The 1,508-nt window shown below is 72.5% G+C and carries 1 protein-coding gene; it reads left to right on the top strand.

What is annotated here, in order from left to right:
• Positions 1-1,508 (top strand): condensation domain-containing protein (locus AC0NH5_RS42955; protein WP_474414254.1); only part of this gene is annotated, 1,508 nt, incomplete at both ends.

The raw sequence follows: 1,508 nt of genomic DNA, 5'->3' as shown, positions 1-1,508 counted from the left end.
CTCGCGGCCATCTGGCACGAGCTGCTCGGCGTGCCCCTGGACCGGATCGGCGTACTGGACAGCTTCTTCGACCTCGGTGGCAATTCGCTCCAGCTCGTTCGGCTGCGCAACGCCGTACGGGAAAGACTTCTGACCGATCTCGATGCCGCCACCCTCTTCACCCACCCGGTGTTGCAGGATCTCGCCGCCCGTGTCGACGCCGCCGGGCCGGCCGCGGCCCAGCCGGCGGCCTTCCCCGTCGTCGACCGGGACCGGCCGCAGCCGATCTCCCCGCAGCAGGAGGCGCTGCTGTTCCTGCACGAGGCGGAACCCGACTCGCCGGTCTACCACCTGCCCGTCGTGCTGCGCCTCGACGGTCACCTCGACCTGCCCGCGCTGCGCGCCGCACTCGCCGCCCTGATCGCGCGGCACGAGGCGCTGCGCACCCGGATCGTGGAGCACGAGGGTGTCCCGCGGCAGATCATCGAACCCGCGCCGGTCGACCTGCCGCTCGACCCCTGCCCGGTGCCCGCCGACGAGGTGGACGGCTGGGTGGCCGGGGAGGTACGCCGGCCGTTCGACCTGGCGACCGGTCCGGCGCTGCGGGTCGGCCTGGCCCGTGTCACCGACACCGAACACGTCCTCGTCCTGGGAATGCACCACATCTCCACCGACGGCTGGTCGATCGGTGTGATGGCCGAGGACCTGACCGCCCTGTACGAGGGGCGCGAGCTGCCGGCCCTGACCGTGCAGCCGGTGGACCACGCGGCGTGGCAGCAGTCCCCGGCCGGCCGGGAGGTGCTGGAGGGCCAGCTGGAGTACTGGCGGTCGCGGCTCACGGACGCGCCGGTGCTGGACTTCCCGTCCGACCGGGCGCGCCCGGCGAACCCCACGGGCGCCGGGGCGTTGCTGCGGCAGAGCCTCGATCCGGAGGTGGTCGCGCGGATCCGGGAGCTGGCCCGGTCGTCCCAGGTCTCGCTGCTGGCCGTGCTCCAGGCCGGGTTCGTGTCGGTGCTGTCGCGCTGGTGCGGGCAGACCGACGTCGTGCTGGGCTCGATCTTCTCGGGCCGCACCCGAGCCGAGACCGAAGCTCTCGTGGGACTGTTCGCCAACACCGTCGTGCTGCGCGCCGACGTGGCCGGCGACCCGTCGTTCGCCGAGGTCGTGCGGCGCTGCTCGGAGTCGGTGCTGGGCGGGCTCCGGCATCAGGACGTGCCGTTCGGCATGGTGGTGGACGCGCTGAAACCCGAGCGGGTGCCGGGACGCAACCCGCTGTTCCAGGTCAGCCTCACATTGCAGGCGGCCGGGACCAGCGACGCGGACTTCCGGCTGCCGGGACTGCGGGCCGAACCGGTCGAGGTCGCCGGTGGGCAGGCGCGGTTCGACGTCGGGTTGACCGTGGTGGAGGACGCGGCCGGGCACGGGCTGCACGTGGAGCTCGAATATTCGACGGAGCTGTTCGACGAGGATCGGATGCTGCGCCTGATCCGGCATTTTGAGCGGGCGTTGCGGTTGGGTGTGGCGGATCC

The sequence above is a fragment of the Actinoplanes sp. 13 genome (assembly GCF_056134165.1).
This window is presented reverse-complemented; position numbering and strand designations above follow the sequence as displayed.